27 protein-coding genes, 4 tRNA genes and 1 pseudogene are annotated in these 22,398 nt (G+C 69.7%); 21 read left to right on the plus strand and 11 right to left on the minus strand.

The window, feature by feature from the left end; translation table 11 throughout:
* Positions 1-164 precede the first annotated feature (164 nt).
* Positions 165-323: a hypothetical protein gene (locus ABZV31_RS09510; protein WP_355890404.1), complete on the plus strand. Its 159-nt coding sequence runs from the start codon at positions 165-167 to the stop codon at positions 321-323.
* 609 nt (positions 324-932) lie between these two features.
* Here ABZV31_RS09510 and ABZV31_RS09515 read toward each other — a convergent pair.
* From ABZV31_RS09515 to ABZV31_RS09525, 3 genes are all read right to left on the minus strand, one after another.
* A complete protein-coding gene (locus tag ABZV31_RS09515) occupies positions 933-1,784 on the minus strand; it encodes a hypothetical protein (protein WP_355890407.1) in 852 nt (283 codons plus the stop codon).
* 370 nt (positions 1,785-2,154) lie between these two features.
* Positions 2,155-3,030: a hypothetical protein gene (locus tag ABZV31_RS09520; RefSeq protein ID WP_355890409.1), complete on the minus strand. Its 876-nt coding sequence runs from the start codon at positions 3,028-3,030 to the stop codon at positions 2,155-2,157.
* A 632-nt stretch (positions 3,031-3,662) separates the two neighbouring features.
* A complete protein-coding gene (locus tag ABZV31_RS09525; protein WP_355890412.1) occupies positions 3,663-4,064 on the minus strand; it encodes a YccF domain-containing protein in 402 nt (133 codons plus the stop codon).
* Here ABZV31_RS09525 and ABZV31_RS09530 point away from each other — a divergent pair.
* Both ABZV31_RS09530 and ABZV31_RS09535 read left to right on the plus strand, forming a co-directional pair.
* Complete coding sequence (locus ABZV31_RS09530) at positions 4,051-4,473, plus strand: YccF domain-containing protein (RefSeq protein ID WP_355890415.1); 423 nt, start codon at positions 4,051-4,053, stop codon at positions 4,471-4,473. The two genes, ABZV31_RS09525 and ABZV31_RS09530, sit on opposite strands and share 14 nt — an antisense overlap.
* A 232-nt stretch (positions 4,474-4,705) precedes the next feature.
* Entirely contained in the window at positions 4,706-5,272 is a 567-nt protein-coding gene (locus ABZV31_RS09535) for an SMI1/KNR4 family protein (RefSeq protein WP_355891194.1), read from the plus strand.
* A gap of 28 nt (positions 5,273-5,300) precedes the next feature.
* On the opposite strand, the gene ABZV31_RS09540 is transcribed toward ABZV31_RS09535, so the two are convergent.
* On the minus strand, positions 5,301-6,551 hold the full coding sequence (locus ABZV31_RS09540; RefSeq protein WP_355890418.1) for an APC family permease: 1,251 nt from the start codon (positions 6,549-6,551) through the stop codon (positions 5,301-5,303).
* Positions 6,552-6,761: 210 nt separating this feature from the next.
* On the opposite strand from ABZV31_RS09540, the gene ABZV31_RS09545 reads away from it, so the two are divergent.
* Complete coding sequence (locus tag ABZV31_RS09545; protein ID WP_355890421.1) at positions 6,762-7,028, plus strand: GlsB/YeaQ/YmgE family stress response membrane protein; 267 nt, start codon at positions 6,762-6,764, stop codon at positions 7,026-7,028.
* Positions 7,029-7,132: 104 nt separating this feature from the next.
* Here ABZV31_RS09545 and ABZV31_RS09550 read toward each other — a convergent pair whose 3' ends face one another.
* Positions 7,133-7,621, minus strand: coding sequence for a YajQ family cyclic di-GMP-binding protein (locus tag ABZV31_RS09550; protein WP_355890424.1), 489 nt, complete (start codon positions 7,619-7,621; stop codon positions 7,133-7,135).
* A 252-nt stretch (positions 7,622-7,873) separates the two neighbouring features.
* Between ABZV31_RS09550 and ABZV31_RS09555 the strand changes: the two genes are divergently transcribed.
* From ABZV31_RS09555 to ABZV31_RS09570, 4 genes are all read left to right on the plus strand, one after another.
* Positions 7,874-7,955, plus strand: a tRNA-Tyr gene (locus ABZV31_RS09555).
* A gap of 137 nt (positions 7,956-8,092) precedes the next feature.
* Complete coding sequence (locus tag ABZV31_RS09560; RefSeq protein ID WP_355891196.1) at positions 8,093-8,338, plus strand: hypothetical protein; 246 nt, start codon at positions 8,093-8,095, stop codon at positions 8,336-8,338.
* Between the two features lie 30 nt (positions 8,339-8,368).
* Positions 8,369-8,842 carry an NUDIX domain-containing protein gene (locus tag ABZV31_RS09565; protein ID WP_355890426.1) on the plus strand — a complete coding sequence of 158 codons (474 nt, stop codon included), beginning with the start codon at positions 8,369-8,371 and terminating at the stop codon, positions 8,840-8,842.
* A gap of 54 nt (positions 8,843-8,896) precedes the next feature.
* A complete protein-coding gene (locus tag ABZV31_RS09570) occupies positions 8,897-9,109 on the plus strand; it encodes a hypothetical protein (protein ID WP_355890429.1) in 213 nt (70 codons plus the stop codon).
* A gap of 32 nt (positions 9,110-9,141) precedes the next feature.
* Here ABZV31_RS09570 and ABZV31_RS09575 read toward each other — a convergent pair whose 3' ends face one another.
* From ABZV31_RS09575 to ABZV31_RS09585, 3 genes are all read right to left on the minus strand, one after another.
* Entirely contained in the window at positions 9,142-9,591 is a 450-nt protein-coding gene (locus ABZV31_RS09575) for a nuclear transport factor 2 family protein (protein WP_355890431.1), read from the minus strand.
* Between the two features lie 2 nt (positions 9,592-9,593).
* Positions 9,594-10,250 (minus strand): SDR family oxidoreductase, encoded by a 657-nt coding sequence (locus ABZV31_RS09580; RefSeq protein WP_355890434.1) that lies wholly within the window; start codon positions 10,248-10,250, stop codon positions 9,594-9,596.
* A 275-nt stretch (positions 10,251-10,525) separates the two neighbouring features.
* The gene (locus ABZV31_RS09585) at positions 10,526-11,791 is read right to left on the minus strand and encodes an amidohydrolase family protein (RefSeq protein ID WP_355890436.1); all 1,266 of its coding nucleotides are present in this window, start codon (positions 11,789-11,791) and stop codon (positions 10,526-10,528) included.
* Positions 11,792-12,148: 357 nt separating this feature from the next.
* Here ABZV31_RS09585 and ABZV31_RS09590 point away from each other — a divergent pair.
* The 7 genes and pseudogenes from ABZV31_RS09590 to ABZV31_RS09620 all read left to right on the plus strand — a co-directional run bounded on the left by ABZV31_RS09590 (position 12,149) and on the right by ABZV31_RS09620 (position 15,199).
* Positions 12,149-12,221: transfer RNA gene (locus ABZV31_RS09590), tRNA-Thr, on the plus strand.
* Positions 12,222-12,267: 46 nt separating this feature from the next.
* A tRNA-Met gene (locus ABZV31_RS09595) sits at positions 12,268-12,340 on the plus strand.
* An 89-nt stretch (positions 12,341-12,429) separates the two neighbouring features.
* Entirely contained in the window at positions 12,430-12,594 is a 165-nt protein-coding gene (gene rpmG / locus ABZV31_RS09600) for a 50S ribosomal protein L33 (protein WP_067397031.1), read from the plus strand.
* Positions 12,595-12,699: 105 nt separating this feature from the next.
* On the plus strand, positions 12,700-13,152 hold the full coding sequence (locus tag ABZV31_RS09605; RefSeq protein ID WP_355890440.1) for a MaoC family dehydratase N-terminal domain-containing protein: 453 nt from the start codon (positions 12,700-12,702) through the stop codon (positions 13,150-13,152).
* Positions 13,153-13,160: 8 nt separating this feature from the next.
* Positions 13,161-13,589, plus strand: coding sequence for a MaoC family dehydratase (locus ABZV31_RS09610; RefSeq protein ID WP_355890442.1), 429 nt, complete (start codon positions 13,161-13,163; stop codon positions 13,587-13,589).
* A 117-nt stretch (positions 13,590-13,706) separates the two neighbouring features.
* Positions 13,707-13,862 (plus strand): annotated as a pseudogene (locus tag ABZV31_RS09615) (MFS transporter); the annotation flags it as partial.
* A gap of 281 nt (positions 13,863-14,143) precedes the next feature.
* The gene (locus tag ABZV31_RS09620) at positions 14,144-15,199 is read left to right on the plus strand and encodes a UDP-N-acetylmuramate dehydrogenase (protein ID WP_355890445.1); all 1,056 of its coding nucleotides are present in this window, start codon (positions 14,144-14,146) and stop codon (positions 15,197-15,199) included.
* Positions 15,200-15,364: 165 nt separating this feature from the next.
* On the opposite strand, the gene ABZV31_RS09625 is transcribed toward ABZV31_RS09620, so the two are convergent.
* Positions 15,365-15,997: an SDR family oxidoreductase gene (locus tag ABZV31_RS09625; protein ID WP_355890448.1), complete on the minus strand. Its 633-nt coding sequence runs from the start codon at positions 15,995-15,997 to the stop codon at positions 15,365-15,367.
* Between the two features lie 120 nt (positions 15,998-16,117).
* Here ABZV31_RS09625 and ABZV31_RS09630 point away from each other — a divergent pair, with 120 nt between their 5' ends.
* Entirely contained in the window at positions 16,118-16,714 is a 597-nt protein-coding gene (locus ABZV31_RS09630) for a helix-turn-helix domain-containing protein (protein ID WP_355890451.1), read from the plus strand.
* 37 nt (positions 16,715-16,751) lie between these two features.
* On the opposite strand, the gene ABZV31_RS09635 is transcribed toward ABZV31_RS09630, so the two are convergent.
* Together ABZV31_RS09635 and ABZV31_RS09640 are read right to left on the minus strand one after the other, a co-directional pair.
* Entirely contained in the window at positions 16,752-17,783 is a 1,032-nt protein-coding gene (locus tag ABZV31_RS09635) for an adenosine deaminase (protein WP_355890453.1), read from the minus strand.
* Positions 17,784-17,903: 120 nt separating this feature from the next.
* Complete coding sequence (locus tag ABZV31_RS09640) at positions 17,904-19,130, minus strand: pyridoxal phosphate-dependent aminotransferase (protein WP_355890456.1); 1,227 nt, start codon at positions 19,128-19,130, stop codon at positions 17,904-17,906.
* Between the two features lie 260 nt (positions 19,131-19,390).
* Between ABZV31_RS09640 and ABZV31_RS09645 the strand changes: the two genes are divergently transcribed.
* The 5 genes from ABZV31_RS09645 (at position 19,391) to rplA (ending at position 22,280) form a co-directional block, all read left to right on the plus strand.
* Positions 19,391-19,463: transfer RNA gene (locus ABZV31_RS09645), tRNA-Trp, on the plus strand.
* Positions 19,464-19,572: 109 nt separating this feature from the next.
* Complete coding sequence (secE, locus tag ABZV31_RS09650) at positions 19,573-19,860, plus strand: preprotein translocase subunit SecE (protein ID WP_355890459.1); 288 nt, start codon at positions 19,573-19,575, stop codon at positions 19,858-19,860.
* An 81-nt stretch (positions 19,861-19,941) separates the two neighbouring features.
* Entirely contained in the window at positions 19,942-20,811 is an 870-nt protein-coding gene (nusG, locus tag ABZV31_RS09655) for a transcription termination/antitermination protein NusG (RefSeq protein ID WP_355890462.1), read from the plus strand.
* A 208-nt stretch (positions 20,812-21,019) separates the two neighbouring features.
* Complete coding sequence (rplK, locus tag ABZV31_RS09660; protein ID WP_355890465.1) at positions 21,020-21,454, plus strand: 50S ribosomal protein L11; 435 nt, start codon at positions 21,020-21,022, stop codon at positions 21,452-21,454.
* Positions 21,455-21,554: 100 nt separating this feature from the next.
* Positions 21,555-22,280: a 50S ribosomal protein L1 gene (rplA, locus tag ABZV31_RS09665; RefSeq protein ID WP_355890468.1), complete on the plus strand. Its 726-nt coding sequence runs from the start codon at positions 21,555-21,557 to the stop codon at positions 22,278-22,280.
* Positions 22,281-22,398: the final 118 nt, after the last annotated feature.

Consider the following 22,398-nt stretch of genomic DNA (forward strand, 5'->3'; position numbering starts at 1 on the left):
GGGCACCGGGCCCGTGATCGTGACCTTTAAGTGGCGCTCCGACTTCCGCGGCTTGCCTGGACGCCAAGATCGGTGAGCGGCATGCCGTCGGGACGGCCGTGCCCATATATACGGGTGGCTTCCACTTCTTCGCGGAGAGCGGCGGGTCTCATCAGTTCCCGCCTGTGGAGATTGTCAAGATCGACCGGAGCTTTCCGCACCACCGGATACAGATCACCACGACCAGCACGGTATGGAAGACGATCGTGGTAGAGCCGCAGAACTGGAACATCAAGGCGTGGGAGCTTCTCAAGGACCGGGAAACCTACCAGGCAGACCAGTAGGACCCACCACAAGAGCGGCTTCTAATAAGGCGCTCAGTCGCACACCTTACGCACCAACGAACGCCGACGAGCCCCCTTCCCGGTCAGGGAAGGAGGCTCGCAGCCACACAGTCACGCACAATTCGATACGGACCTCAGACCCACTCCACCTCGGAAACGATGCGCAGCGAAGCCTCAGGGCCCGGCAGCGGTGTCCGAGAGGGTGTCGACGGCGCAGACGGGCGAGGGGCCGAAACGCCGGCCGCAGACAGAGCAGCCGTCACCTCGTCCTCGCTCGCGCCCGCCAGCGCCTCAATCACCCGATCGAGTGCCCCGCTCACCTCAGTGGGTGTGACCGCTCGAAGCCGGCGTCGGACCTGCGTTCTTGACCGTCAGAGGCAGCAGCTTCTTGCCGGTCGGGCCGATTTGTATGGCCGTATCCATCTGCGGGCTGAACCACACCGAAGACTGGGCCGATTCAGCACCGTGGACGGTTCTGCGCGGTTACCTCACACGAAGAAGCCACCGATCGGCGCAGCACCCCTGATCTCAGCCTCATGTACTGGACCGCGAAATCCGTATCCATGAACTTGCGGTCCCCTGGGCGAGGATTCGCGCCCCGCCCAGTGCTTACCCGCGACTTGCTTCCTGACGGGCCACTGCAGCCTCCGGGCCCACAGTCTCAAGGCTCGGTGTGACGGCCTTGCGCTCCTGGATGTGGGCGTAGGCCATCAGGCCGAACAGGACCGCGAGCAGCACGGCCGAGGAGCCCGCGGTGCCGAGTTCCAGTCCGCCCTTGGCGACCGGCTTGGTGAGGAAGTCGCCGGCGGTGGCGCCGAGGGGGCGGGTGAGGACGAAGGCGATCCAGAACAGGAGGACGTTCGGGACGGCAGGCACCTTCATCAGAGCGACCAGCACGACCAGCACGCTGGACACCAGCGCCGCACCGCCCAGGTAGCCGAGTCCGGAGCTGTCGGACAGGAAGTCGCCCATCGAGGTACCGAGGGTGTTGGAGACGAGGATCGCCGCCCAGAACAGGGCCTCGCCCTTGAAGGTGACGATGTCGCGGATCTGGAACGTCATCCCGCTGATCCTCCAGGCGAGGAAGATCGCCAGGAGGATGGAGACGAGGATCGCGGCTCCCTCCGGGTAGCCGAGGCCGAGGCCCTGCGGGCCCCAGCCCAGCGAAGAGGCGCCGCCCGAGAGGTACTTGTCGCTGGCGTCGCGGTTCATGAAGTCAGACATCGTCGTGCCGGCCGTGCTGGTCGACAGGATCACGGTCCAGTAGAAGAACGGGTTGTACTGAGAGGACCGCAGCTGCACCACCAGCGTCACCACGAAGATCAGGAACAGGGCGATCGTGGTGAGGAAATAGCCGAACTTGAGCGTCTGGGCGAACAGGTCGCCCGCCGTCTCACCCAGGGTCGTCGCGGCGATCTTCATGATCCAGAACGCCAGCGTGACCTCGGGCAGCTTCTTCATCACAGACTTCGTCGACGTCAAAAGGGTGCTCCTGTGCTTGTGGGGGGATCTCCGTTCGACCCTGACAAGGTCAACCTGAACGCATCCTGGACGTGCGCATCATGGATCTTGCGTCAGTGCGCCCGCGGTGCTTCACCTGTCAACCTTTGCCTCGTCCGCACCTCGCATAGCATCCGCCGCTCCAGCTCGAACACCCGCGCCGGAAGCGGCGGAGGCCGAGGATCGTCAGGGCACCGGAAGGCTTCCGGTTCTACGATTTACGGCGGCCGGGCACGCCGTGTTCACGGCGAGCGGGCTGCGCCGAAGGCACCAGAGAGATCTCGGCCAAGCCCGGCGCCGCCCTCATGTGACAGCCTCAGCCCCACTCAGCTCAGAGATCGGCCCGACCACTTCCCTCCGGCGTGTGTGGCGGCTCGGCGGGTTTGCCCGCATAGTCAGCCGACAAGGTTGCCGTTGATGGGCCGACAGGCTGGCGATCGTGGCTGTCGGTCGGGGAGAGCGTATCCACCGTGCGGGTCTGTCGACGGCCGGTGAGCATCTGCCGGCCCACCAGAATGGCCAGGACAGCGAGCAGCGCGGACGAGGTGATCGTGGTTCCTACTCCGAGTCCGCCCTGTGCGACGGGCTTTTCCACCGCGTTCTCCGCCACCGCTCCGAGTGGGCGCGTCAACACGTAGGCCGCCCAGAACAGCACCGTGCCCGAGATCGGGGTCAGATAGTGCGCGGCAAGGATCACGAGCATGGCCCCGGACAGCAGCAGAGAGCTGTCGCGGAAGCCGAGGCCCAGACCGCCGGAAAGGAAGTCGCCGCTGGAGGTGCCCAGCGTGTTGGACACCAGTGTCGCGGTCCAGTACAAGACCTCGCCCTCAGTGGTGGCGATCCGCTCGACATCCATGGTCTGTCCGGTCATCCGCCACCCGATCAGCACGATTGCCAGCAGGCTGGTCAGCAGAATCGAGCCGCCGGCGTAGCCGAGCCCGGCCGTGCGGTTGATGTAGTCGGACATCGAGGTGCCCACGATGCTGGTCGTCAGAATGACCGACCAGAACACCACCGGGCGGAAGCGGCCGGCCTTGAGCTGCATCGCCAGAGTGAGCGCGAAGGCCAGTAGGAAGATCATCGCGCCGACCGCGTAGCCGAGGTTCAGTGGCGCCATCGTGACGAAGTTCGATGCCGACTCACCCAGCGTGGTGGCCACGATCTTGGTCGCCCAGAACATCGCGCCGACCATCGGCAACTTGCTCACGGCAACCCTGCTCATTGAAGGTCCCATCCTCACCCCTCACGAGGCACCGGCCTGCCGAATCCCTCGTGGCGGACCGCAGACCTGGCCCGCGAGTCCATAGGTCCCCGACGCGGGCGCTCGATCCCGCTTCATCCTGCTGATCCACCCGACAGGGTGATGGCCGAGGGTCGCCCGACAGATGAAGCACCCTGCTGGCTCGGCACGGGTGCTGCGAAAACCGCCGAGCCCCTTCCCGATCAGGGAAGGGACTCAGGACGTCATGCAGTTGCACAAGGAGCCGTAGGGAGCTCAGACCCACTCCACCTCTGAGTGGATGTCCGAAGGGCCCCCAGGAGGCGGCAGTGGCGTCCTCGGCGCATCCCGCACGAGCCTCTGCCGCCTACCTTGCACGCCGAGCGCCTTCAGCACGGCAGCTCTGTCTTCCTCGCTGCTGTCCGCCAAGGCATCGGCGACGCGCCGTAACGCCTCGCTCACCTCAGTGCACGTGCCCGCTGGCCGCAGCGCCCTTCTTGACCGTCAGAGGCAGCAGCTTCTTGCCGGTCGGGCCGATTTGTATGGCCGTATCCATCTGCGGGCACACGCCGCAGTCGAAGCAGGGGAGAGAAACGTCAACCACCGAGCAGCGACCTCGGTCAGCGCCCGCCGAACTGCTGATCCGTCGCAACCACCTCACGCCCAAGCGGCATGAGCGAGATCGGGATGAGTTTTAGGTTGGCCCACCCAAACGGGATACCGATGATCGACAGGAACAGCGGGATACTCGTGATCAAGTGCGCCAGAGCAAGCCACCAGCCCGCGAAGACCAACCACAGGACGTTGCCGATACAAGAGGGCGCCCCGGCATCCGGTCGCTCTACAGTGGTTCGGCCGAACGGCCACAGCACGAACCCCGCGATACGCAGCGACGCGATGCCGAACGGGATGGTGACGATCAAGATGAAGCACACCAGCGCCGCGATCAGGTACCCGATCGCCATCCAGATGCCGCAGAAGACGAGCCACAGAATGTTCAGCAGCAGGTTGAACAGCTTCATGATCGGTACCTCTCCAGGTCGCTCCATCGCCACTGCCTGCCAAGACAAGTATCAGCTCGTCAGGCGTTCAGGCGGAACCGCAGCGGCCTTGTGGCGTGATCGGGAACATTCCGAGACGATCCCGTTCGGCATCGCGGCGTTCCGCATCGGTGTCTACGCCCTCTGGCCGTTCGGGTACACCACGGTCGAGCGCCGCGACGCGGGCGCCCCCTCCTGCATCGGCAACGTCCTGTGGCTGGTCCTCGCCGGCTGGTGGCTGGCCCTCACCCACATCGTCACGGGCGTCGCCCTGTGCGTCACGATCATCGGCATCCCGTTCGGCATCGCCAACTTCAAGCTGATCCCGGTCTCCCTGCTCCCGCTTGGCCGCGAAATCGTGCCCACGGACCAGCCGTTCGCGACGCGCTGACAGGCGGCCACGGGGGGAGTCGTGTCGGCGTCCCTTCCCGCCTTCCCCGCCTGCCCACTCCTGACGGCTCGCCGCCCGCTGCACGGGCCGCGAGCCGTCCGCTTTCCACAGCCGGCGAGCTGCTGGTTGTCCACAGCCCGCCGGTTGTCCACAGCCCGCCGGTTGTCCACAGGCCGGCCCGATTGTCAGTGGCGGCCTGCATGATGAACCCATGACCGAGCACGAGCAGTTGCTGACCGAGCACGAGCAGTTGCTGACACGGGTGGAGGCCAAGGCCCGCAACACCCGCCCGTGGGGCTGGACTTCACTGCCCGCCCCCGTGGACGCGGCCACGCTGGCCCGCGCCGAGGCCGCGCTGGGGTTCCGCCTGCCCCCGCTGCTCGCGGAGCTCTACCTGCGGATAGGCGACGGCGGATTCGGCCCGGAGTACGGCCTGCTGCCCCTGCTGGACAGCCCGCCGGCCGGTGAGCCCGCCGCTGTCCCGCAGTACCTCGCAAACCGCGAAAGCGGCCGCAGCGACCCCGACTGGCCCTGGCCGGAAGGCGTGCTGCCGATATCCCACTGGGGCTGCGCCATGTACGCCTGCGTGGACTGCCTCGCCCCGGAAGCCACCGTGCTGCTCTTCGAGCCGAACCCCGGCGACCCCGAACGCGCCTGGTTCGTGGACGCCCCCAGCCTCACCGACTGGCTGCGCGCCTGGGTCGACGGCACAGGCTGGTACGAGGAGATGAACGAGGAGCTGGAGATGGTCCCCTGGCCCGACTTCCGCATTCGCACGGCGCCGGTGCAGGCGCCCTGAGAGGCATACGCGTACGCGCGTGCGTGAGCTAACGCGCCGCCACCCACCGCCGTACGCCGTACGCGGCCACGCCCACCGCCAGCACCGCCGCGCCCAGGACCACCGAAACCCACGGCAAGGCGAACGCCAGCGTCACGCACCCGACCAGCCCCACCACCGGCACCACCCGGGAGGCCGGAGCGGAATCGAGGGTCCAGGCGGAGGCGTTGGCCACCGCGTAGTACGCCAGCACACCGAAGGAGGAGAAACCGACCGCGCCCCGGACGTCCACCGTGGCGGCCAGGACCGCGACCACCGCGCCCACGGCCAGCTCCGCCCGGTGCGGCACCCGGAAGCGGGGATGCACGGCGGCCAGCGCGCCGGGCAGATGCCGGTCCCGGGCCATGGCCAGCGTGGTGCGCGAGATACCCAGGATCAGAGCGAGCAGCGACCCCATCGCGGCCACGGCGGCACCGGCCCGCACCACCGGCACCAGCCCCGGCACCCCGGCCGCCCGCACCGCGTCGGCCAGCGGCGCGCCCGCGTGCCCGAGACCGCCCGACCCCAGCACGGAAAGGACAGCCACTGCCACACACGCGTACAGGGCCAGCGTGATGCCCAGGGCGAGCGGGATCGCGCGGGGGATGGTACGCGCCGGATCCCGTACCTCCTCGCCCAGGGTCGCGATCCGCGCGTACCCCGCGAACGCGAAGAACAACAGCCCGGCCGCCTGCAGCACGCCGCCGGCGCCCCCGGCGTCGCCGATGGCCAGCCGCCCGGCATCGGAGGCGCCGGAGCCCAGGCACACGACCACCACGGAAGCGAGGACTGCCAGCACCACTGCCACGATCGCCCGCGTCAGCCAGGTGGACTTCTGGATGCCGCCGTAGTTCACCGCGGTCAGCGCCACCACGGCCGCGACCGCCACGGCGTGCGCCTGCCCCGGCCAGACGTATGCCCCCACGGTCAGCGCCATCGCCGCACAGGAGGCCGTCTTCCCGACCACGAACGCCCAGCCCGCGAGGTAGCCCCAGAACGCCCCCAGCCGCTCGCGCCCGTACACGTATGTGCCGCCCGAGGCCGGATACCGGGCGGCCAGCCGCGCCGACGACGTGGCGTTGCAGTACGCGACCACGGCGGCGACCGCGAGCCCGACCAGCAGCGCGGACCCGGCCGCGCGCACCGCGGGTCCCAGGGCGGCGAAGATCCCGGCCCCGACCATCGAGCCGAGCCCGATGACCACGGCGTCCCCGACCCCCAGGGTGCGCCGCAGCTCGGACGTGGAAGCCGACTGTGTCATGGCCCGCACCCTACTGATCAGTGCAACCGCGGGGTGTGGTCGTGACGTCCTCTTCATCAACACGGCACGAACACGCGTGTGGCAAGCACCACGACGAGTACCTTCGAGCACGACGAGCAACGACGCACGGGCCTACGGGCACAGCCTGTCCGAACCGAAGTCACAGCGCCGGGACAGTGCAGGAACAGCGTGGAAGGGCAGGGTCAGGGCATGGGCATCATCGGTTGGATCATCCTGGGGCTGTTGGCCGGAGCCATCGCCAAGTTCCTGCTGCCGGGCCGCGACCCGGGCGGCCTCATCGGCACGACCCTCATCGGCATCGCGGGCGCGTTCATCGGCGGCTGGGTATCGGCCCGCTGGCTGCACCACCCGATCACCAAGAACTTCTACGACGGCGCCACCTGGGCCGCGGCGATCGGCGGCTCGCTCGTGCTGCTGATCGCCTACCGCATCCTGTTCGGCAACTCGCGCGACTGAGCGCACCCCCGAGCCGCAGCCAGCAGGCGAGAAGGGTGGGCACCAACCGGGTGCCCACCCTTCTTCGTATGCGCGGCGCGCGGGGAACCCCCGGCCGCTGCGGACTACCGGTAGTTCACGAACTGCATCGCGAAGTCGAAGTCCTTGCCCTTCAGCAGGGCGATCACGGCCTGCAGATCGTCGCGGCTCTTGGAGCTGACGCGCAGCTCCTCGCCCTGGACCTGGGCCTTCACGCCCTTCGGGCCCTCGTCCCGGATGATCTTCGCCACCTTCTTCGCGTTCTCCTGGGAGATGCCCTCCTGGATCGACGCGAAGATCTTGTACTCCTTGCCGGAGAGCTGGGGATCGCCCGCGTCCAGGGCCTTCAGCGAGATGCCGCGCTTGATCAGCTTGGACTGGAAGACGTCGAGGACTGCCTTCACCCGGTCCTCGGAGTTCGCCTCCATGAGGATCTTGTCACCGGACCACGAGATCGAGGCACCAACGCCCTTGAAGTCGTAGCGCTGCGAGATCTCCTTGGCGGCCTGGTTGAGGGCGTTGTCGACCTCCTGCCGCTCGACCTTCGAGACGATGTCGAAACTGGAGTCGGCCATGTCCTGTGGCTCCTTGTATCGGGGTGCGTATCGGGGTGCGTATCGGGGTGCGTATCGGGTGCGTATCGGCGGGCGTGGGGGTGGCCGCCGAGCCCGGCATGGGATCCCGGGCCGCATCCGCACCAGCCTAGCCACCCCCCGTCCGCCCGGCGCCGATGAATCGGGTGGCGAAGCACCCCTCCGTATCGGGTATTGTTTACGTCGTTGCCACGGAGCACCGCCGAAGGGCGGTTCGAATGGCAGCCCCCCTCCGGCGGTGTGCCCGAGCGGCCAAAGGGAGCAGACTGTAAATCTGCCGGCTCAGCCTTCCCAGGTTCGAATCCTGGCGCCGCCACACGGGAAACAAAGGGCCCGTGGCCTGCGAGAACAGCAGGTCACGGGCCCTTTTTGTTGTTTTCCGGCGCGGGAAGGTGCCGGCTCGCTCCGTCACCGGGAAGCAATCGCGTGACGGAGGTCATAAAGGCCCGCGGGCTGTGCAGGCGGAGGTCGTTCGCGGGCGTGTGGGCAGGGGCGTATGGGCTGGCCCGGGACTGGAACGTCAAGCACGACGGCGTCGGCTTCGCGACCCGGTTCGAGGTCGAGACCGAGTTCCTGCGCCGGTATCCCGTTCAGCAGGCGGGCGGACGATTCTCGAGCTGTGGGTGCCGGGCCGAGGAGCTCGACGAGTTCAACACCCACATCGTCGGAACCATCCAGGTGGTGCACGAGTTCCGGTGAGCTGTCGGGGGCGCTGGGTACGTACGCGGCATGGGACGGATTGACTACCTCCACGACCCCGACGCGCCGCCCGCCAACTCCGTCGTGCCCTCCGTCGTCGCGTTCGTGCAGAACGACGCCGGTCACGTGCTGGTGATCCAGCGGTCCGACAACGGGCGCTGGGCGCTGCCCGGGGGCGGGCACGACCTCGGCGAGTCGATCAGCGACACCGTGGTGCGGGAGGTCCGGGAGGAGACCGGCATCGACGTGGAGGTCGTCGACCTGTCCGGGATCTACACCGACCCGGGGCACGTGATGCGGTACGACGACGGCGAGGTGAGGCAGCAGTTCAGTCTCTGCTTCCGGGCCCGGCCGATCGGCGGCGACCTCCGCACCAGCAGCGAGACCACCCAGGTGCGCTGGGTCCCGCCGACGGAACTGCCCACCCTGGACGTGCATCCGACCATGCGGCTGCGGATCGGCCACGCCATGGAGCGCGGCCGCTCCTCGCCCTACATCGGCTGACGGGTCCCTCCCCGCGCATCCGCCGACCGCGGCGCAACGCGGCACACTGGCCCCATGTCTTCCCGACGCAGACCCTGCCCCGTGTGCCGTCGTGAGATCGCCGTCGTCGCGGCGCGGTTCGCCCGGCACGATCCGCGCGGTGCGCGGGAGAACGGCGAGCTGACGTCGTGTCCCGGCTCGCGTCGGCCGGCGCAACTCGGGGCAGTGCAGCCCTCGTTGGACCGGTACGTCGTCCCCGAGTTCCCGGGGCAGCTTTCGCTGTTCTGACACGGTCGGGCCTCGACCCGCCGGGCGCTCCGCTACACCGCCCGTACGTCCATCCGCGCCACCCGGCCGTCCTCACCGAAGCGGTAGACGTGCTCGACCGTCCCGGCCCAGTGGTCGCCCTCCGCGTCCCTCATGCCCTGCCTTACGGTCGCGACCACGCCCTCGCCGTCCCCGTCCAGGCGCAGCCCCTCCAGCCGTACGAGGGGATGGCCGGCCGTGAACTGCCGTGCCCAGTAGGCCCGGACCTCCTCGTGACCGTGGAGCCGAACGCCGTCCAGCACGTTCGGCCAGTCCACGTCGGGCGCAAGACACCGCGGGATGAAGGCGTCCCGCTCGTCGGTCGAGAAGACCTCGTACATCCGGCGGAGCAGAGTTTCCTCCTCCGCCGGCACGGCCTCCGCCGGCCCACCGTCCGCCGACCCGCCCTGCGCCGACCCGCCCTGCGCCGGCCCGCCCCGCGCCGGCATCCCCTCCGTCGTCATCCTCAGTTCCCCGCCACCGACTTCACCGCCACCGACACCGGTGTCGAACCGCTGATGAGCTCCAGGGTCAGGCCTGCCGTCGCCGGGGTGTCCACCAGTTCGGCCAGTACGGCGGCCACGTCGTCGCGCGGGATCGAGCCGCGGCCGGTGTGGGCCTCCAGGCGTACGAGACCGGTGCCGGCGTCGTTCGTCAGCGAGCCGGGGCGCAGGATCGTCCAGTCGAGGGCCTCCTGCCCGCGGACGTAGTCGTCCGCCGCACCCTTGGCGCGCAGATACACGTCGAAGACGTCGTCCCCCTTGTGCTCCGCATCGGCGCCCATCGACGACACGACCACGTGGCGCCGTACGCCCGCCCGGACCGCGGCGTCCGCGAACAAGATCGCCGCGCCCTTGTCCACCGTTTCCTTGCGGGCCGCTCCGCTGCCCGGGCCCGCGCCCGCCGCGAACACTGCCGCGTCCGCGCCCCGCAGCCGTTCCGCGACCTCCTCGACCGAGGCCGACTCCAGGTCGAGCACGATCGGTTCGGCGCCGGCTGCCCGCAGGTCGTCGCCCTGTTCGGCGCGGCGGATGATCCCCGCGACCTCGTCCCCGCGCGCGGCGAGCAGCCGCTCCAGCCGTAGCGCGATCTGACCATGACCACCAGCGATGACAATGCGCATGTTTCCGACCGTACGCCCGGACGGCCGCATCCGCCGCACGACTTCAGCCACGCCCCAGGGCGCACGCCATCACCCCTCTACGGGCGTACGCCCTCACGTGCGCACATCTCTACGCACGGCGCACGCCATCACGGGCGCACGCCATCATGCACCCCTCCACGGGCGTACGCCTCAACCTCCGGTTCCGTGGTACAGGGGGTACGGGGGTACGGGGGTACGGGGGTACGGGGGTGAAGGTCGGCCTGGGAGCGGGCGCGGGACGGTTGCCCTGCCCGTCACGACAACTCCCCCCGGCCCTGCCGCGGCAATCCCAACTCCACCGTCGCCGCCGAGTCGCAGAACTCCCGTACGGCGCTCGTCCGTGCCACCACGCGCCCCCGGTGCACCACGATCCTGCTGTACGCGAGCGACAGGGCTTCCGCGAGCCGGTCGCCGCGCACCGCGAGCAGTTCGGCCGGGAAGCCCGCCTCCACCCGCACCTGGGGCAGGCCCAGCACGGCGCGGGCCGACGAACTCGCCGCCTCGTAGGCGTCCTCGGGCCGCAGGCCGTTGCGTGAGGCCAGCAGGTACGCCGCCTCCAGCGGGTCCCCGCGCCCCACCGGGTTCGACACGTCCCGCAGGGCGCCGCTGCCCGCGGCGACCCGCACCCCGGCCGCCTGCAGCAGCCGTACCGGAGCCGTCCCTCGGCCTTCGACGCTTCCGCAGCCGCCCTGCGGCAGGCACACCACCGTCACCCCGGCGGCTGCCAGTTGGTCCGCGGTCCGGGAGGCCACCTCGGCGGGCAGCCGGGCGAGGCCGCCGCACGGGCCGAGCGTCACCCCGGGGCGCAGCCCGCCCGCCATCGCCGCGATCCGGGCCAGGCGCGCCGGGTCGGTGCCGTCGGTGTGCAGGTCGACGGGGCAGCCGTGCTCGGAGGCGACCTCGAGGACCGCCTCGACGTAGCCCGTGGGGTCGGGGTCCACGTCGGGGCAGCCGCCCACCACGCACGCGCCCATCTTCACCGCGTCCCGCAGCATCGCGAGCCCGTCCGCCCCGGCCGCCCCGGTCAGCACGCGCGGCACCGCCACCGTCGTCAGCTCGGTGAGCCCGCGCAGCGCCCGCCGCGCCCGCAGGACGGCGGTCAGGGCGCCGAGCCCCTGGACGTCGCCCACGCGCACGTGCGAGCGCAGTGCGGTCGCTCCGTGACCGAGCTGCAGCAGCGCGGCCTCGGTCGCCCGGCGCTGGACGTCCTCGGGGTCGTACGACACCGGTCCGCCGCTGTCGGCGGTCAGGGCCGTGTCGCCGTGGGCGTGGGGTTCGGCGGGGGCCGGCAGGAGCAGGTAGCCGGTGAGGTCCACGCGTGCCCCGCCGTCGCGCAGACCGCTCGCGCCGAGGCTGCCGGCCGTGCCGACCGCCTCGATGCGCCCGCCGGCCAGCCGTACGTCCACGGTCCGCCCGTCGGTCAGCCGCGCCCCGCACAGCAGCAGGCCGCCCGGGTCGGCAGGTCCCGACGAACCCGACGAGGAGGACGAGTGGGGCGGCTGCGGCTGACTGTCGGGCATCGCGCTCCAGGTACGACAGGTGCTCCGGTACATGGACTCGTGGCTGCGCGTAGGGCGCAAAGATCACACAGAGTGAGTCGAGCCTAGGGTGGCTCTCCGCCCGGGAGGGGGAGGAGCTCAATAGTCGTACCGGTGTGGCCGCGCGCGGTCGCAGGTGCCGCAGGTGATGGGAGCCGTGCGTCCGGGACACGAGAGGACACGAGAGGGCACGAGAGGGCACGAGAGGACGCGAGGGCACACGAGAGGCCCCGCGAGGCTCCTGTGAGGTCCTCGCGGCGGGACGGGGAACGGGACGGGGCGGGGCCGCGAAACGGATTTGGGTGAACGGCGGCCGAGCGTGTAATGTCTTCATCGCTCGCCCCAATAGCTCAGTCGGCAGAGCGTCTCCATGGTAAGGAGAAGGTCAACGGTTCGATTCCGTTTTGGGGCTCTGGTGTGTGAGGTTCCCGCCGCGAGGCGGGGGCCGATCGCATCGCAGCGGTGTAGCTCAGTCGGTAGAGCAAGCGGCTCATAATCGCTGTGTCACCGGTTCAAGTCCGGTCACCGCTACTGACAGTAGCCGATTGCGGGGTCGGTCCTTCGATCGGCTACTCTTTCTTGCGTTGAACTAGCCCACCCGTTCGTCAAGGAGCACTCACGTGGCTGCCACCGACGTCCGCCCGAAGATCACGCTGGCCTGCGTGGAGTGCAAGGAGCGGAATTACATCACCAAGAAGAACCGGCGCAACAACCCGGACCGTCTTGAGCTGAAGAAGCACTGCCCGCGTTGCAACGCCCACACGGCGCACCGCGAGACGCGATAACCAAGGCTCGTGCATGAGGCCGCCCCCGCAGTAGGGGGGCGGCCTCATGCTGTTTCCTCTTCCTTATGTCGTTTCCACGCAGCTGACACCAGGAGGTGCCGAGCCATGGCGCTCGACCAGTCCTTCGTGGGGCGGTCCTACCCGCCCACCGCCCCCTACGAGGTGGGCCGGGAGAAGATCCGTGAGTTCGCGGAGGCGGTGGGGGACGCCAACCCGGCGTACACGGACCCGGTGGCCGCCAAGGCGCTCGGCCATCCCGACGTGATCGCCCCGCCGACCTTCGTCTTCGCGATCACCTTCAAGGCCGCCGGACAGGTCGTCGAGGACCCGTTGCTCGGCCTGGACTACAGCCGGGTGGTGCACGGCGATCAGAAGTTCGCCTACACCCGGCCCGTGCGCGCCGGCGACCGGCTGACGGTCACCTCGACCATCGAGGCGATCAAGTCCCTGGCCGGCAACGACATCCTGGACATCCGTGGCGAGGTGCACGACGAGGCGGGCGAGCACGTCGTGACCGCCTGGACCAAGCTCGTGGCCCGTGCGGCCGAGGAGGCGTGAGGAGACCGATGACGGCGAAGATCGCCTACGACGACGTCGAGGTCGGCACCGAGTTGCCGGCGCAGACCTTCCCCGTGACCCGCGCCACCCTCGTCCAGTACGCGGGCGCCTCAGGGGACTTCAACCCGATCCACTGGAACGAGAAGTTCGCCAAGGAGGTCGGGCTGCCGGATGTGATCGCGCACGGCATGTTCACCATGGCCGAGGCGATCCGTGTCGTCACCGACTGGGTGGGCGACCCGGGTGTCGTCGTCGAGTACGGTGTCCGCTTCACGAAGCCGGTCGTCGTCCCGAACGACGACAAGGGAGCCACGATCGAGGTCAGCGGCAAGGTCGCGGCCAAACTCGACGACAACACCGTGCGGGTGGACCTGACGGCCATCAGCGGCGGGCAGAAGGTGCTCGGGATGTCCCGGGCGGTCGTGCGGCTGGCCTGACAGGGCTGCGCGAGGTACGGGGCGTCCGCCATGGCGGACGCCCCGTACCTGTCTCCACTTGTCCGCTTGTACTTGTCTCCACTTGTCCGCTTGCCCGCAGCGCTTGACTGGTTGGTGATTGACGGCCTGCGGCGGCCCGCGCTGGTGACCGGCTCCGCGGTGGGGGCCCTCGCCGGGGTGGCCGCGCTGCTGATCCCGACCCGGCGGCGCGCCGCACGGACCGCGGACGCGGCGGAGCAGCCCGCACCGGTCCTGGAAACCGCCGCCCACTGAGCCCCTCGCGCCGGCGCTCGCAGGCCGCAGCACCCCACCTCGGCGGCTGCTCCCGCAGTCCGCATTCCACCGGGCATGCGCGCGTACGGCTCCGTTTCCACCGACGGGCCGTACGCGCGCGTGCCCGGTTGTGGGGAGGGGGCGGCCGGACCTCTGCGCGTGGGGGTGTCGAAGGGGGGCCGCCTGGGAGTCGCGCAGCCCTCTCGGTGGGGGTGTGCGGGTGGGGCCGCCCGAGTCGTCTCGGCGCGGGGCTGTCTGCGGGGTCTCGTAGTCTTGAGCGCGTGCAGGAACTCCACGACGCGCCCCTGGCCCCGCTGACCACCTTCCGACTGGGCGGCCCCGCGACCCGGCTGATCACCGCGACCACCGACGCCGAGGTGGTCGACGCCGTCCGCGAGGCCGACTACACCGGCACACCGCTGCTGCTCATCGGCGGCGGTTCGAACCTGGTCATCGGCGACAAGGGCTTCGACGGCACCGCCCTGCGCATCGCCACCAGCGGCTTCGAGCTGAGCGGTACGACACTGGAGCTGGCCGCCGGCGAGGTGTGGACGGACGCCGTCGCCCGCACCGTCGAGGCCGGGCTCGCAGGCATCGAGTGCCTGTCCGGCATCCCCGGCTCTGCGGGCGCGACGCCGATCCAGAACGTCGGGGCGTACGGCCAGGAGGTCTCCTCCACGATCACCGAGGTCGTCGCGTACGACCGCAGGGCGGGCGAGACGGTGACCCTGGCGAACGAGGAGTGCGCCTTCTCCTACCGCCACAGCCGGTTCAAGGCCGACCCCGAGCGGTTCGTCGTCCTGCGCGTCCGCTTCGAGTTGGAGGACGCGGATGGGCTGTCGGCGCCGATCAAGTACGCCGAGACGGCTCGGGCGCTGGGGGTGGAAGCGGGCGACCGGGTGCCGCTGACCACTGCCCGCGACACCGTCCTGAAGCTGCGCGCCGGGAAGGGCATGGTGCTGGACCCCGAGGACCACGACACCTGGTCGGCCGGGTCCTTCTTCACAAACCCGATCCTCACGGACGCCGAGTTCGCCGCGTTCCGCACGCGCGTGCGGGAGCGGCTGGGCGACGGCGTCGAGCCGCCCGCGTATCCGGCGGGGGAGGGGCACACCAAGACCTCGGCGGCCTGGTTGATCGACAAGGCCGGCTTCACCAAGGGCTACGGCACCGGCCCGGCCCGCATCTCCACCAAGCACACGCTCGCCCTCACCAACCGCGGCGGGGCGACGACGGAGGACCTGCTGGCGCTGGCCCGCGAGGTCGTGGCCGGAGTTCGTGAGACCTTCGGCATCACGTTGGTGAACGAGCCGGTGACGGTGGGCGTGAGCCTCTAGGCCGGACGGCTTCCGGAGGCGGCCCTGATCAGCCACCCCGGCCCTGGCAGGCCACTCGCGCCCCCGGCCTTGGCAGGCCATTCCTGCTCCCGGGCAGGCCGCCCCGCCCCGGCCCTGGTGGACCGCTCCTGCCCCCGGCCCCTGGCAGACCACCCCCACCCCGCCCTAGTAGGCCACCCCCACCCCCTGCTTCACCGTCCCCGGATCGTCGACCATCGCCAACATCGCGTGAGCCACGTCGGCGCGGGCGATGAAGCGGCCCTTGGGCGGGAACCCGCCGACGACCATGCGGTACGTGCCGGTGAGCGGCTTGTTCTGCAGGCGCGGCGGGCGGATCACGGTCCAGTCCGTGGCGCTGCGGGCCAGCTCGGCCTCCATCCGGCGCAGGTCGGCGTAGACGTCCTTCAGGAGGGCGGAGACCAGGCTCCGCGCGGTGCGGTCGAGGAACCCGTCGCCCTCCGGCTCTGGGCCGACCGGGCCCGCGCTCACCACGAGCAGCCGTCGCACCCCCTCCGCCTCCATCGCGCCCAGCACCGTACGGGTGAGCCGGGTCGCCACCCCGGCGTCCTTGCGGCTGCGGGCGCCCAGCCCGGACAGCACCGCGTCCCGGCCTGCGACGGCGGGACGCAGTGCCTCCGGGTCCGTCAGGTCGGCGCGGAACACCTCCAGCCCGTCGCCCGTCACGGTCAACCGTGCCGGATCGCGGACGACGGCCGTGACCCGGTGGCCTGCGGCCAGCGCCTGGCGCACGATCTCCTGACCGATCCCGCCGGTGGCGCCGAAAACGGTGAGGTTCATGGGTTACTCCCGTGCTCGGGTAGTGGGTGAGTGTTCACTCACCTATGTCGCTCCTAGAGTGAGTAAATACTCACCCACCCGTCAAGCCTGGTGGGACCCACCATGGAATCCTTGGTCCCCATGCAGCAGAAACCGGCCCGCGTCCGCATCCTCGACGCCGCCCACGAGCTGATGCTCACCGTCGGCCTCGCCCGCGCCACCACCAAGGAGATCGCCAGGGCGGCCGACTGCTCCGAGGCCGCGCTCTACAAGTACTTCCCGAGCAAGGAGGAGCTGTTCATCCGCGTCCTGGCGGAACGGCTGCCGCAGCTGACGCCGCTGCTGCGCAGCCTGGCTGCCGAGCCGGGGCGGCGCTCGCCGGAGGAGAACCTCACCGACATCGCCCGCCAGGCCGCCCTCTTCTACGAGCAGAGCTTCCCGATCGCCGCGTCGCTGTACGCCGAGACCCAGCTCAAGCGGCGCCACGACGACGCGATGCGCCGCATGGGGTCGGGGCCGCACATGCCGATCGAGGAGCTGGACGCGTACCTCCGGGCCGAGCAGGCCCTGGGGCGTGTGCGCCCCGACGCGGACACCTTCGCGGCCGCGTCCTTGCTGCTCGGGGCGTGCGCCCAGCGGGCATTCGCCTACGACGCGACCCCCACGGGCGAGCCCCCGCCCGTGGACGACTTCGCCCGACGCCTGGCCCGGACACTGCTCGCGGGCATCACCGGGTGACAGGGGCTCGCGGCGATACGCCCACGGCTCGCCGGCCTCAGTTCGCCAGCCAGTCGTCGACCCCCGCCAGCAGCTTGCTCTGCACGCCCTCCGGGGCCGCCGACGCACGGATCGACTGGCGGGCCAGGTCCGCCAGTTGCTCGTCCGTGAAGCCGTGGTGGCGACGGGCGATGTCGTACTGGGCCGCCAGCCGGGAGCCGAACAGCAGGGGGTCGTCCGCACCCAGGGCCATCGGGACGCCCGCCTCGTACAGCGTCCGCAGCGGGACGTCCTCCGGCTTCTCGTACACCCCGAGCGCGACGTTCGACGCCGGGCACACCTCGCACGTCACGCCCCTGTCGGCCAGGCGCTTCAACAGGCGCGGGTCCTCCGCCGCGCGCACCCCGTGACCCACCCGGTCGGCGTGCAGGTCGTCCAGGCAGTCGCGGACCGAGGCCGGCCCCGTCAGCTCGCCGCCGTGCGGGGCCGAGAGCAGGCCGCCGTCCCTCGCGATCGCAAAGGCCCGGTCGAAGTCCCGTGCCATGCCCCGGCGTTCGTCGTTCGAGAGGCCGAAGCCGACCACGCCGCGGTCCTTGTGGCGCACGGCGAGGCGGGCCAGTGTGCGCGCGTCCAGCGGGTGCTTCATGCGGTTCGCGGCGACCAGGACCCGCATGCCCAGGCCCGTCTCCCGCGACGCCGCCTCCACCGCGTCCAGGATGATCTCCAGAGCCGGGATCAGCCCGCCCAGGCGCGGCGCGTACGACGTCGGGTCCACCTGGATCTCCAGCCAGCCCGAGCCGTCCTTCAGGTCCTCCTCGGCCGCCTCGCGCACCAGCCGCTGGATGTCCTCCGGCTCTCTCAGGCACGAGCGCGCCGCGTCGTACAGCCGCTGGAAGCGGAACCAGCCCCGTTCGTCCGTCGCCCGCAGCCGCGGCGGCTCCCCGCTGACCAGCGCCTCGGTCAGCGCCTCGGGCAGCCGTACGCCGTACTTGTCGGCCAGTTCCAGCAGGGTGGCGGGCCGCATCGACCCGGTGAAGTGCAGGTGCAGATGGGCTTTCGGCAGCTCAGAGACATCACGTACACGCTCCATCCCAGGATCCTGCCGTACCTCCCTGGCGTCCCGGTAGCGCTTTCCCCGTTCGTGGTCTTGCTCGCACAAAGGAACGGGCCGCCTCCCCGGAAGGAAACGGCCCGCACGCGCGCGTGTGCGTCAGTCCCGCGCCTCCGCCAGCAGCTTCTGGATCCGGCTCACGCCCTCGACCAGGTCCTCGTCACCGAGGGCGTAGGACAGCCGCAGGTAGCCCGGCGTGCCGAAGGCCTCGCCCGGGACGACCGCGACCTCGGCCTCCTCCAGGATGAGCGCGGCCAGCTCCACCGTGTTCTGCGGGCGCTTGCCGCGGATCTCCTTGCCGAACAGCGCCTTCACCGACGGGTAGGCGTAGAACGCGCCCTCCGGCTCCGGGCAGACGACGCCGTCGATCTCGTTGAGCATCCGCACGATGGTCTTGCGGCGCCGGTCGAAGGCCTCGCGCATCTTCGCGACCGCCTCCAGGTCGCCGGAGACCGCGGCCAGGGCCGCCACCTGCGCCACGTTCGACACGTTCGACGTGGCGTGCGACTGGAGGTTCGTCGCGGCCTTCACCACGTCCTTGGGGCCGATGATCCAGCCCACGCGCCAGCCGGTCATGGCGTACGTCTTGGCGACGCCGTTGACCACGATGCACTTGTCGCGCAGCTCGGGCAGGAGCGCCGGCAGGGACACGGAGACCGCGTCGCCGTAGACCAGGTGCTCGTAGATCTCGTCGGTCAGCACCCAAAGGCCGTGCTCCACGGCCCAGCGGCCGATCGCCTCGGTCTCGGCCTCGGAGTACACCGCGCCGGTCGGGTTGGACGGGGACACGAAGAGGACGACCTTGGTCTTCTCCGTGCGGGCGGCCTCCAGCTGCTCGACCGTGACGCGGTAGCCGGTGGTTTCGTCCGCGACGACCTCCACCGGGACACCGCCGGCCAGGCGGATCGACTCCGGGTACGTCGTCCAGTACGGCGCCGGCACGATGACCTCGTCACCGGGGTCGAGGATCGCCGCGAAGGCCTCGTAGATGGCCTGCTTGCCGCCGTTGGTGACCAGGATCTGGGAGACGTCGGGCTCGTAGCCGGAGTCGCGCAGCGTCTTGGCGGCGATCGCGGACTTCAGCTCGGGCAGGCCGCCGGCCGGGGTGTAGCGGTGGTACTTCGGGTTCTTGCAGGCCTCGATCGCGGCCTCGACGATGTAGTCCGGGGTCGGGAAGTCGGGCTCACCGGCGCCGAAGCCGATCACCGGACGCCCGGCGGCCTTGAGGGCTTTGGCCTTGGCATCCACCGCGAGGGTGGCGGACTCTGAGATCGCGCCGACTCGGGCGGAGACCCGGCGCTCGGTGGGAGGGGTTGCAGCGCTCATGAGTCCATCGTTTCAGACCGGAAACGCCCCCGGCACGCGGGTTTCACAGACTGAGCAGGATGGGTCGGACCCCTGAACATCCGTCCGGATCCGGACCCCGGCCAGGGCGATCATCCGCCGGGAAATCCCCGACGGGCACTTCCTGTTCGACGACCGGCGCCGGACCACGTACACTCTCACCTCGTTGGCCTTCAGCAGCGCTGCCGCACCAGGTGCACACCGAGCATCCGGTCGGATGCGGTACGTTGGGGGGCACACAAAGGGTCGTAGCTCAATTGGTAGAGCACTGGTCTCCAAAACCAGCGGTTGGGGGTTCAAGTCCCTCCGGCCCTGCTACACACACCTTCGCCAGGATGTGTGCGCATGTACGTACAGCAATGCACCGCCGTGCGGCTCAGACCGGGCGCGGCACGGCCACGACCCGGAATCAGGTGAGGACGGAATGACGGACGCCGTGGGCTCCATCGACACGCCTGATGCCCAGGACGAGGTGCCGGAGTCGAAGAAGAAGGCCCGCAAGGGCGGCAAGCGGGCCAAGAAGGGCCCGCTGAAGCGCCTTGCTCTCTTCTACCGTCAGATCATCGCGGAGCTCCGCAAGGTCGTCTGGCCCACGCGCCATCAGCTGACGTCGTACACCACCGTGGTGATCTTCTTCGTTGCCATCATGATTGCCCTGGTGACCGTGATTGACTATGGGCTCAACCACGCGGCCAAGTACGTCTTCGGCTGAGTCAAGAGCGAAGGGCGCCGTGGATCCCGGCGCCCGTTTTCGCATGTTCCACCCCTATGTATCCAGGAAGAAGCAGCCACCGTGTCTGACCCGAACCTGAACGACGCCACCGAGCCTCGCGGGGAAGCTGTCGAGCCCGTGGATGTCGAGTCCGTGGATGACGAGCTCGACATCGTCGAGGGCGCGGACGAGGTCGACGAGGCCGAGGCTGCTGAAGCCGCCGCGGGCGAGCCGGCCGAGCGGGCCGCTGTCCACGTCGTGGATGAGGACGAGATCGCCGAGGGCGAGGCCGCGGCCGCGTCCGACGAGGCCGACGACGAGCCGGAGGCCGAGCTCGACCCGGTCGAGAAGCTCCGCGAGGAACTGCGCACGCTGCCCGGCGAGTGGTACGTCATCCACACCTACGCCGGCTACGAGAAGCGCGTGAAGGCCAACCTGGAGCAGCGCGCCGTCTCGCTGAACGTCGAGGACTTCATCTACCAGGCCGAAGTGCCCGAGGAAGAGATCGTCCAGATCAAGAACGGCGAGCGCAAGACCGTCCGGCAGAACAAGCTGCCCGGATACGTCCTCGTCCGCATGGACCTGACGAACGAGTCCTGGGGCGTCGTCCGCAACACCCCGGGTGTCACGGGCTTCGTCGGCAACGCCTACGACCCCTACCCGCTGTCCCTGGACGAGATCGTCAAGATGCTCGCCCCGGAGGCCGAGGAGAAGGCCGCCCGCGAGGCCGCCGAGGCCGAGGGCAAGCCGGCCCCGCAGCGCAAGGTCGAGGTCCAGGTGCTGGACTTCGAGGTCGGCGACTCGGTCACCGTCACCGACGGCCCGTTCGCCACGCTGCAGGCGACCATCAACGAGATCAACCCCGACTCGAAGAAGGTCAAGGGCCTGGTGGAGATCTTCGGCCGCGAGACGCCGGTCGAGCTCTCCTTCGACCAGATCCAGAAGAACTGACGTTCTTTCGGACCGAGCACTTCCGAGCAGGTCAGGCCGGCTGCGAAAGCCGGCCTGACCTGCTCGGTTTTTGGCCGCGCATGGATACCCGTTATCGTTGTGCGGTATGCCTCCATCCGTATGATCCACTCGATCTCCCCTGAGATCGCGTGCGGTCTGGCAGGTGGATGGGGGCGAAACACTCTCACTAAGGACCCGGAGAGAGCACATGCCTCCCAAGAAGAAGAAGGTCACGGGGCTCATCAAGCTCCAGATCCAGGCCGGCGCCGCCAACCCGGCCCCGCCGGTCGGTCCGGCGCTGGGTCAGCACGGCGTCAACATCATGGAGTTCTGCAAGGCCTACAACGCCGCGACCGAGTCGCAGCGCGGGTGGGTCATCCCGGTGGAGATCACGGTCTACGAGGACCGTTCCTTCACCTTCATCACCAAGACTCCGCCGGCCGCCAAGATGATCCTGAAGGCTGCGGGCATCGAGAAGGGCTCCGGCGAGCCGCACAAGACCAAGGTCGCCAAGATCACCCAGGCGCAGGTCCGCGAGATCGCCCAGACCAAGATGCCCGACCTCAACGCCAACGACCTGAACGCCGCCGAGAAGATCATCGCCGGCACCGCCCGTTCCATGGGCGTCACCATCGAGGGCTGAACCCCACCTTCGTAGAACCCCGCGGCAGCAGTTGTCTGTCGCACGTGGAAGGGCCTGCTCGGCCCGTACCACGACTCCTTCAGAACACACAGGAGCAGTTGTGAGCAAGCGCAGCAAGGCTCTCCGCGCTGCGGACGCCAAGGTCGACCGGGAGAAGCTGTACGCCCCGCTCGAGGCCGTCCGTCTCGCCAAGGAGACCTCCACGACCAAGTTCGACGGCACCGTCGAGGTCGCCTTCCGTCTGGGTGTCGACCCGCGCAAGGCCGACCAGATGGTCCGTGGCACCGTGAACCTTCCGCACGGCACCGGTAAGACCGCCCGGGTCCTGGTCTTCGCGACCGGCGACCGTGCCGAGGCCGCGCGTGCCGCGGGCGCCGACATCGTCGGTGCCGACGAGCTGATCGACGAGGTGGCGAAGGGCCGTCTGGACTTCGACGCCGTCGTCGCCACCCCGGACCTCATGGGCAAGGTCGGCCGCCTCGGCCGCGTGCTCGGTCCCCGTGGTCTGATGCCGAACCCGAAGACCGGCACCGTGACCCCGGACGTCGCCAAGGCCGTCACCGACATCAAGGGCGGCAAGATCGAGTTCCGTGTCGACAAGCACGCGAACCTGCACTTCATCATCGGCAAGACGTCGTTCGACGACACCAAGCTGGTGGAGAACTACGGCGCGGCGCTGGAGGAGATCCTCCGTCTGAAGCCGTCCGCCGCGAAGGGTCGCTACATCAAGAAGGCCGCCATCACCACCACGATGGGCCCCGGCATCCCGGTCGACCCGAACCGCACCCGCAACCTCCTCGCCGAGGAGGACCCGGCCGCGGTCTGAGCCTGACGGCTCACCCCAGTCGGACGACGGGCCCCGCACCCTTTCCAGGTGCGGGGCCCGTCCCCCACTTTTCGTACGCATGTCAGTGCCCTGCGCTAGCGTGCGAAGCACAGCAATC

Origin of the sequence: Streptomyces sp. NPDC005202 (assembly GCF_040608235.1) — a bacterium.
In the GTDB taxonomy this organism is placed as follows: domain Bacteria; phylum Actinomycetota; class Actinomycetes; order Streptomycetales; family Streptomycetaceae; genus Streptomyces.

Bases quoted from the DNA above. Each gene is read 5' to 3' on its own strand.
- ABZV31_RS09515 (WP_355890407.1), bottom strand. From the start codon at position 1,784: ATGAAGAAGCTGCCCGAGGTCACGCTGGCGTTCTGGATCATGAAGATC.
- ABZV31_RS09525 (WP_355890412.1), bottom strand. From the start codon at position 4,064: ATGAAGCTGTTCAACCTGCTGCTGAACATTCTGTGGCTCGTCTTCTGC.
- ABZV31_RS09540 (WP_355890418.1), bottom strand. From the start codon at position 6,551: ATGACACAGTCGGCTTCCACGTCCGAGCTGCGGCGCACCCTGGGGGTC.
- ABZV31_RS09545 (WP_355890421.1), top strand. From the start codon at position 6,762: ATGGGCATCATCGGTTGGATCATCCTGGGGCTGTTGGCCGGAGCCATC.
- ABZV31_RS09550 (WP_355890424.1), bottom strand. From the start codon at position 7,621: ATGGCCGACTCCAGTTTCGACATCGTCTCGAAGGTCGAGCGGCAGGAG.
- ABZV31_RS09565 (WP_355890426.1), top strand. From the start codon at position 8,369: ATGGGACGGATTGACTACCTCCACGACCCCGACGCGCCGCCCGCCAAC.
- ABZV31_RS09570 (WP_355890429.1), top strand. From the start codon at position 8,897: ATGTCTTCCCGACGCAGACCCTGCCCCGTGTGCCGTCGTGAGATCGCC.
- ABZV31_RS09575 (WP_355890431.1), bottom strand. From the start codon at position 9,591: ATGACGACGGAGGGGATGCCGGCGCGGGGCGGGCCGGCGCAGGGCGGG.
- ABZV31_RS09580 (WP_355890434.1), bottom strand. From the start codon at position 10,250: ATGCGCATTGTCATCGCTGGTGGTCATGGTCAGATCGCGCTACGGCTG.
- ABZV31_RS09585 (WP_355890436.1), bottom strand. From the start codon at position 11,791: ATGCCCGACAGTCAGCCGCAGCCGCCCCACTCGTCCTCCTCGTCGGGT.
- ABZV31_RS09605 (WP_355890440.1), top strand. From the start codon at position 12,700: ATGGCGCTCGACCAGTCCTTCGTGGGGCGGTCCTACCCGCCCACCGCC.
- ABZV31_RS09610 (WP_355890442.1), top strand. From the start codon at position 13,161: ATGACGGCGAAGATCGCCTACGACGACGTCGAGGTCGGCACCGAGTTG.
- ABZV31_RS09625 (WP_355890448.1), bottom strand. From the start codon at position 15,997: ATGAACCTCACCGTTTTCGGCGCCACCGGCGGGATCGGTCAGGAGATC.
- ABZV31_RS09630 (WP_355890451.1), top strand. From the start codon at position 16,118: ATGCAGCAGAAACCGGCCCGCGTCCGCATCCTCGACGCCGCCCACGAG.
- ABZV31_RS09635 (WP_355890453.1), bottom strand. From the start codon at position 17,783: ATGGAGCGTGTACGTGATGTCTCTGAGCTGCCGAAAGCCCATCTGCAC.
- ABZV31_RS09640 (WP_355890456.1), bottom strand. From the start codon at position 19,130: ATGAGCGCTGCAACCCCTCCCACCGAGCGCCGGGTCTCCGCCCGAGTC.
- secE (WP_355890459.1), top strand. From the start codon at position 19,573: ATGACGGACGCCGTGGGCTCCATCGACACGCCTGATGCCCAGGACGAG.
- rplK (WP_355890465.1), top strand. From the start codon at position 21,020: ATGCCTCCCAAGAAGAAGAAGGTCACGGGGCTCATCAAGCTCCAGATC.